General features: G+C 47.5%; 7 protein-coding genes. 4 read left to right on the forward strand and 3 right to left on the reverse strand.

What is annotated here, in order from left to right; translation table 11 throughout:
- A partial coding sequence (locus ACXAG2_RS20580) for a PKD domain-containing protein (RefSeq protein ID WP_474870151.1) occupies positions 1-2,284 on the forward strand: 2,284 nt, incomplete at its 5' end.
- Between the two features lie 49 nt (positions 2,285-2,333).
- Positions 2,334-2,918 carry a cohesin domain-containing protein gene (locus ACXAG2_RS20585; protein ID WP_474870153.1) on the forward strand — a complete coding sequence of 195 codons (585 nt, stop codon included), beginning with the start codon at positions 2,334-2,336 and terminating at the stop codon, positions 2,916-2,918.
- On the opposite strand, the gene ACXAG2_RS20590 is transcribed toward ACXAG2_RS20585, so the two are convergent.
- Positions 2,911-4,914, reverse strand: a complete 2,004-nt coding sequence (locus ACXAG2_RS20590; RefSeq protein ID WP_474870155.1) for a tetratricopeptide repeat protein — start codon at positions 4,912-4,914, stop codon at positions 2,911-2,913. The genes ACXAG2_RS20585 and ACXAG2_RS20590 overlap by 8 nt on opposite strands.
- A gap of 200 nt (positions 4,915-5,114) precedes the next feature.
- Complete coding sequence (locus ACXAG2_RS20595) at positions 5,115-5,939, reverse strand: inositol monophosphatase family protein (RefSeq protein WP_474870157.1); 825 nt, start codon at positions 5,937-5,939, stop codon at positions 5,115-5,117.
- Between the two features lie 193 nt (positions 5,940-6,132).
- On the opposite strand from ACXAG2_RS20595, the gene ACXAG2_RS20600 reads away from it, so the two are divergent.
- Positions 6,133-6,708, forward strand: coding sequence for a DUF502 domain-containing protein (locus ACXAG2_RS20600; protein WP_474870159.1), 576 nt, complete (start codon positions 6,133-6,135; stop codon positions 6,706-6,708).
- Here ACXAG2_RS20600 and ACXAG2_RS20605 read toward each other — a convergent pair.
- Positions 6,705-7,127: an RrF2 family transcriptional regulator gene (locus ACXAG2_RS20605; RefSeq protein ID WP_474870161.1), complete on the reverse strand. Its 423-nt coding sequence runs from the start codon at positions 7,125-7,127 to the stop codon at positions 6,705-6,707. The genes ACXAG2_RS20600 and ACXAG2_RS20605 overlap by 4 nt on opposite strands.
- 117 nt (positions 7,128-7,244) lie before the next feature.
- Here ACXAG2_RS20605 and ACXAG2_RS20610 point away from each other — a divergent pair, with 117 nt between their 5' ends.
- Positions 7,245-7,577, forward strand: a complete 333-nt coding sequence (locus ACXAG2_RS20610) for an FAD-dependent oxidoreductase (protein ID WP_474870163.1) — start codon at positions 7,245-7,247, stop codon at positions 7,575-7,577.
- Positions 7,578-7,648 lie beyond the last annotated feature (71 nt).

Below are 7,648 nucleotides of genomic sequence, written 5' to 3' on the forward strand. Positions count from 1 at the left end.
TGATATCGATACCTGGCAGTTTGAAGGTAGTGCCGGTGAAGAAGTCACACTGCACATTACCGACGAATCTGGTACTGACTTTGCTCCTTTCATACAGATCTACAGCCCTTCCGGTGTCTTCGTAAACAGTAAAGCTGCCCATGGCGTTGTCCGCTTTGATCGCCTGGAACTGACCGAGTCCGGAAACTACACGGTTGTTGTGCAGGATGCAGCTATCGCTTACTCCAACGACCATGATGACACCGGCGATTATCGTATCTACTTCGTGAAACCACCGGTTAGCGAGCATGGTGCATTAGTCAGTAACGGCTATGTTGGCGATACTATCGGGTATGGTGATCTGGACACATGGCACTTTGACGCATCAAGTGGTGATATCATCTCTGTAGAAATACTCGATACCGACCAGGATGATCTCGCACCTTTCGGGCAACTCTATGATCCGGATGGTGAGTTTCTGAGTGGTTTTGCAAATAATGACGTTGCCATATTAGCTGACTATCCAGTATTAAAATCTGGCACCTATACACTCGTTGTACAGGATGCAGCTATAGCTTACTCCAATGACCATGATGACACCGGCCCTTACCAAATCGGGTTCAACCTTGAACCCGGCGCCCCTCAGCCAGTTCCACCCTCTGCGTCAATCAGCACGATTGGTAATGTCTATCGTTTCGATACCATCGCACTTGATGGTTCAGGATCGACAGATCCGGATAATGCACCTTCGCCACTTACTTATTACTGGGCTATAACTGAAATTCCTGCTGATAGTGAGCTCAATCTGAATATGCTCGACAATGTAACAGGAGACTCGGCCTCTATCGTCCCTGATGTAAGCGGTGAGTATGTATTCTCACTCACAGTGGACGATGGCCTGTTTACTGACACTGCTGAAATAACGGTGACGGTAATGAACCGGGCACCTGTTGCCGAAGCTGGTACCGACGGTGAGTTTGCAACAGGAAGTGTTGTCACCCTCGACGGCAGTAATTCTTACGACCCTGAAGGAGACACGCTGACTTACAGCTGGAGCTTCATTAGCAAACCTTCTGGCAGTTCTGCGGGTATCGATTCATCTACTTCAGTCATTACCAGCTTCACAGCAGATATTGAAGGTACGTATGTTGTAGCTCTGGTTGTCAACGATGGTGAGACCGGTAGTGATGCAGACACCGTTACCCTTATAGTGGTTGATGAGAATGTCGCGCCTGTTGCAGTCTCGACCCTTCCTCTTGAAGTTCTGGTTGGCGAAACCACAGTGCTGTATGGCAACGACAGCTACGACCCTGACAATGGCCCTTCCCCGCTGAGTTATACCTGGTCGTTCGGTAGCATCCCCGCAGCCAGCGGACTGACTGACGCAGATATAACCAATCCGGGATCAGCAACAGCCAGCTTTGTACCTGACGTAGACGGTAATTTCACTGTGTGGCTGACGGTCAGTGACGGAGAACTGGAAAACAGTATAGCTGCGACTACTTCAGTAGGTGCACTGCCAGTTTGTGACCTGAATTCAGAAGCAGGACCTGATAATACAGCAGGGCCCGGTGATGTTGTTCAGCTCGACGGAACAGGCTCATCTTACACCAGTGCCTGTGATGAGCTCTCTGTTAACTGGCAATTTGTTTCGGTTCCTTCAGGCAGTGTGCTTAACAACTATGACATTGCTAGCTCCGGAGCACTGGCTGCGTCATTTGTGCCGGATACAAGCGGGGCCTATGTACTGCGTCTAACACTGATAAATGGAGAAATTTCATCGGCAGATAATGTAACAGTAACCGTAGTTGCCAATGAATCTCCGGTTGCTATTGCCGGCGCGGATCAGATTCATGATGTGCAAAGCAATATCGTACTGGATGGCTCGGCCAGTTATGACCCCGATGCTTCACCGGCTCCGTTGACGTATCTGTGGCAGCTTGTAAGCCAGCCTGCTGGCAGCAATATACAAGTCACTACGCCAACCGCAGCGGTAGCGAGCTTCTTTGCTCTACTCCCCGGTGATTATGTTCTTAGCCTTACTGTAAGCGACGGCGAAGCCAGTGATACTGATGAAGTGCTAATCACTGTGGAGGCAGATGAACCGCTTGTATGTGATATGAACAGCGACAATGTGGTCGACAATACCGACATCATGAGAATCTTCGCCGCCCGTAATTCACCGGCGACAGGTCCCGACGATCCTGCAGATTACAACGGGGACGGTGTAATAAACGTTCTGGATGCAAGGGGATGTGTGTTGCAGTGTACTTTTACGAACTGCGCATCTCAACTAACTCAATAAAATGTAGGCGGGGGCTCACCGGAGCCCCTCCTTAAGACAAGGAATGACTATGAAAAACTTATGTATTGTATCTTCGTTAGTGTTAATGCTTAGTTCAACAGCGGCAACAGCTGCGCCGGTTTTAGCTTTCGGCGAGCTGGGGCAGGATTACCTGTACACCGCGTATGAAGGTGACAACCTTGAAATACCTGTATGGATTTCGGGGCTTGATCCTCAGAACCTGGGCGGTTTTGATTTTAATATTGATTTCGATGAGCCGGTTACAGACTACGCCAGCACTGTTTTCACTCTAGATAACACCGGGACGTTTATCTACGGTAGTTCAGACTCATACGGCGAGGTAAATCTCTCTGCGGTCAGTCTGGACTGGGATCTGAACAGCCAGCCTGATGCCTTCCAAATTGCTACCCTGACGTTCATTGCTGTAAAAAAAGGGGCAGGACAACTGATGTTCACAGACATACTGTTATCCGATGATTTTGGTCTTGACCTTAATCTGGCCGGCAGCTTTATTGCAGACATCAACATTCTGGACGAGACGGTCACTCCAACGCCTGTTCCGGCACCACAGGGAGCAGGTTTAATGCTGTTTAGTCTGCTCTTGCTGCCAATCAAAAGACGATTATTCAGATAGAAAAATCAGGTGATGCAACAAAGCCAGGGCAACTCCCCTCAATAGATTTTCTGAGGCGGATTGCCCTCGCTTCATCCCCCATGTTTAACCAGCTCAGGCTCAAATAAAAACGGGTTAACATGTCCTGGTTATCTTCCAATTCCAGCGCTTCTTTCTTCAGTGAAGCAATCAACGCCGGTGACGCCAGCGTTTCATCAATTTTCATCAGCCGCACATAAACACTTATCCGTGCCGCTTTTTGCATATCACTCGCCTCACCTTTTGCCAGCACTGAATCAAGGTAGTCCAGACTTTTCAGGTACAACTTACGGGCATTCCCGATTTTATCAAGATGATAAAAAGTATCAGCCTCATTGATCCAGTACTGATAAAGCTCAGTCGTCTGTGGCTCTCTGTTTTCAAGTTGCTGATAAAAATTCAGCGCTTCCTCGTACTGTCCAAGATAGTAGTAGAGTGTTGCCAGGTTCGATGTTATCACCGGATGATCCGGTGATAACGCCAGCGCGCTTTGATAAGTATTTCTGGCACTGGCAAGGTCGCCGTGACAAAACAGATAGGTGCCCAGATTGGTGAGCGTTTCTAAACCTTCCCAGTCATGCACGGCCTCTTCAGACCATGAAATCGCTTTTTCAACCTGACCGGTAAAAAAGTAGACTCTGGCCAGAGTAAACGGAAACTTCCACTGCTTCGGATCGAGGTCTATTGCCTTAATAAGTGCCTGCTCTGCAGATTTGATATATTGCTCTTCGCCGGTTTGCCGGAAACGCTGCACCTCGACTTCTGCGAGCAATTGTAGTCCTGCTGTATTGTCCGGATCGATTAAAAATAACTGCCTCAGATATTGAGCCGCAAGCTCAGGGTTTCCTGCCTTGCGGGCAAGCACTGCACTGGCAGTTAACACTGTGGGGGACGAGTCATTCAATACTCTGGCACGCTTGCATTCCTCTTCAGCCTCCTGAAGATAGCTCTTCTCTCCGCTAAAAATATGCTTTTGTACCAGTACATTACACAAAGTTGCATGTGCATCTGCAAAATCAGGGGTCTGTCGTAACACTCTGTGCAGTATGTCGGACAACTTAAGCAACACCTCTTCATTTCGCTCCCCGTCCAGATATTTCAATGCAACTGCATATCGCTTGTAATCCTCCCAATCAGGTGTAACAGCGCCCGCGGCTCCTTTATCTGCATTCTCAATAGCTAACTTAATGGTCTGGCTGATATACAGAGGAGAGGACGTTTTATTAAAATGACCGGACCAGAAATATGACATGCCTTCTTCATCATAAAGCGATAAACGAATTAACACGTACTTACCCACTTCCAGTAATTCACCGGTAACAACAAGCTCCGCTTTCTGATCCGAAATCAATGATGGCGGGCTTATTGCCGCACTATAGCGAAATGCACTACCGGGTAAAAAGTCGCTGACAATGGCAACGGCGTCTTCCACCATGTGCGTGTAAGTCAGTTCAGCATCATCACCTTCAACAGGCATAACCGCGACAACTTTGTGGTTAAACAGGCTGTCTGACAAAGGGATAGTGTCAACTCTCTGCGAAGTTTCTTCTCCAGGCAGTTGGTAGAGGGTATAAAAAATCACAGTAATGGTGACAACAACAAGCAACACCAATGACATCCAACGGGACCCCCGCGTTTCAGACAGAAGAGTTTCAGCCTCCCTGACAGGTTCCGCCGGAATGCCCTGCTCAGTCATATCACCGGCATTTGAATACAGAGACCATGACTCACAAGAAAGGGCATTGGCAACCCGCTCAAGACTTTTCAGATCGACCGGTTGACTGAATACTCTGCTGACAAGAGATCTGGGCAGTTTACCCAACCCCTCTATCTCCTGAATTTTACGTGCAAGTTCAGTTTTAGAGTGAATTCCGGCATTCGCCATGGCCTGGCGCAACTTAACTTGCGAAGCAATAATACCCCGCTCCCTGCCGGTAGTATTATCCACACCGGTTCTTCCATTTTCAGAATTATTCACGGTAACTCCTAATGTTCCTTCATCAGGTGTACAGCACTTCTCACCACTTAGTAGTAGCTTACTATCATGAGATCAACTGACAGAACAATAAACAGATACAGCAAAATTGCTGTTTCACGACAAAATAAAAATAAATATTTATGGGCAACATATCTAATGAATTTTTATTAACCGCCAGATAAACCTCAAAAAAGTAAACGTTACTTCACAAACAACCCCGCCACTTCCTGCCAGCGGGCTTCGCTTTCCGCCACCAGCAATCTGCCGGTGATTTGCGGTGTGTATTCGCTGCCGTCGATCATTCTCGCTACTGCCCCGGCTTCTTTGGTAATGAGTAATCCTGCGCCGTGATCCCACAAATTAAGCTTATTCTGGAATAACACGAAAGAGACGGCGCCGGTGTTGAGCAAACGATATTCTGCTGCCGCACAGCGGTAATCCATCACCCGCCCCATTTTCATTACGGCTTTCACCGCTTGTTTCCGCTCTTCCTCCTTTGTGACGCCGAAAGAGTAACATCCCATGGTATCCGTGAGTGGCAGTGTACCGTGACGATTAGCCGTTAACGGAACGTCTGAACCGTTTATGCGCTGAAAAGCCCCCTGCCCTTTGACAGCCCATAAATAGTCGCCGGTCACAGGCTCAAAAATAATGGCAGCGGTCATTTCGCCATGAGTGGCGATGCCCAGCATCACGCCGAAGTTCACCGAACCGTTGGCGTAATGCCAGGTCCCGTCGATGGGGTCGAGCACAAAACTGAGAGGTGCATCACCGAACCGTTCTAATGCTGCCGGGTCCTCATACACACTTTCCTCACCAATCAGCAACGCGTCGGGGAACAGTTCACGAAGTCGCTGAAGAATGAAGGTTTCAGTCGCCTTATCGGCTACGGTCACGAGATCGTGGTGACTTAGCTTTTCTTCTATCTGCCCGTTTTGTAGTTGTCTGAAACGGGGCATGATTTCAGCGTCAGAGGCTTCTTTGCAAATACCGGCAAGCTGGTGTAACTGTTCTTTATCTATCATTGTGATCCCTGAGTGATATGACGAAGGTAGAATTGGGGTTATTCCCGTATGTGTTCATAATGCCACGGTGAGCAAAACGTGCCAGACATGAATCATCAAACCGGACATCCGGGGCTGATTTCAACACCGCCAGCTCTGTTCTGAGTTCCCATGCTGGTCTACACTACACCGCTAATTTTCCAAAAGGGTTACAATGCTGAATAAATTGATCTTATTACCGGTTAAAGGGCTGATCACCATACTGCCGTTTGCCATTACTATCTATTTTCTTGTGTGGCTGGTCAGTACCACGGAAGCATTGTTATCGCCTTTTCTTCCCGAAGATTACTATTTCCCTGGCCTGGGCGTCGTTACAGTCATTCTCGCCCTGACTGCCGTTGGGATTTTAATCAACGCTTATCTGTTTAACTGGATTATTTTGTTAGGCGAACGTATTTTTGCCCGTGTACCGGTAGTAAAAACATTGTTCGGTGCCGTGCAGGATGCAGTAGAACTGTTTGAAGTAAAGCCTGACGAAGACAGCAGAAAAGCAGTTTCCGTAGAAATGGAAGGTGGTATTAAGTTAATTGGCTTTATGACCAGCGATAAGGTGGCCAATAAGTTATTTCCTGATGAGGACAAAGTAGCCGTGTATTTGCCCATGAGCTATCAGATTGGTGGTTACACGCTATACTTACCGAGGGAAAAAGTTACGCCGCTGGATATTGATGTGGAAACCGCCATGCGCATAGCAGTGACCGGGGGTAATTCGATTGAAAAAGATAGTTAGCCATAGTTTTTCTCAAAATCTCTGCTGAGATCTGCCAGCGTCACCTCTCCAAACCGCTGGAGCAAAAGTGCTTCAGCATCTTTCATCGCACCGTCGAGTGCGCGATTTACCGCATGCTCAATTAAACAGTTGTTGTGCTCATCAGTGAGTCCTATAGTAAATACACTTCTTTCACCAAGAGCACGGTGAATATCAAGCAATGTAATATCTGACAGGGAACATGAAAGCGACCATCCCCCCTTATGTCCTTTTACTGCTGCAACGTACCCACACTCTCTTAAAAGCGCCATCGTTCTCCTGACCACCACAGGGTTTGTAGTAAGCATTTTAGCAATAGTTTCTGACGTTACGGGTTGTTCGTGCACGTCCAGATGAACCAGAACATGCAGCACCCGCGAAAGGCGGCTGTCTTTTCTCATTTTACATTCTCTAATTTCAATTAGTTGAGCATAACATGAAACTTTTAATGTTACATGACTCATGCTAACTTAAATTTGTAACATCATAAGTTACATTAAATCTACCGGAGCGACATTATGAACTATGACGTCATCATTATCGGAGGCAGTTTCGCCGGTTTATCGGCAGCCATGCAACTGGTCCGTGCTCAACGCAATGTGCTGGTGATCGATTCAAATCTACCAAGAAACCGGTTTGCATCCGCATCTTACGGCGTATTCTGTCTGGACGGCAAAACACCGGATGAAATCCGTAAGACGGCATTAGAGCAACTATTTGCTTATCCGACCTTCACGTTATGGCAGGACGCTGTAATAACGACGGAAAAGCTGCAAAATGTGTTTAAAGTCAGAACCCTGCAGGATATTGAAGCAACCGGCAGAAGGCTGATACTAAATAACTGTTCTTAAGTGTAGAGCACCCCATAGGGGAACTCAGTGTGATTTCTGCGATCAGATCAATCGCCAAAAAGAAATTACCG

Source organism: Alteromonas sp. ABH4_456 (assembly GCF_056160645.1).

Excerpts from the sequence above, each read along its gene's own strand:
- ACXAG2_RS20585 (WP_474870153.1), top strand. The coding sequence starts at position 2,334 with ATGAAAAACTTATGTATTGTATCTTCGTTAGTGTTAATGCTTAGTTCA.
- ACXAG2_RS20595 (WP_474870157.1), bottom strand. The coding sequence starts at position 5,939 with ATGATAGATAAAGAACAGTTACACCAGCTTGCCGGTATTTGCAAAGAA.
- ACXAG2_RS20600 (WP_474870159.1), top strand. The coding sequence starts at position 6,133 with ATGCTGAATAAATTGATCTTATTACCGGTTAAAGGGCTGATCACCATA.
- ACXAG2_RS20605 (WP_474870161.1), bottom strand. The coding sequence starts at position 7,127 with ATGAGAAAAGACAGCCGCCTTTCGCGGGTGCTGCATGTTCTGGTTCAT.
- ACXAG2_RS20610 (WP_474870163.1), top strand. The coding sequence starts at position 7,245 with ATGAACTATGACGTCATCATTATCGGAGGCAGTTTCGCCGGTTTATCG.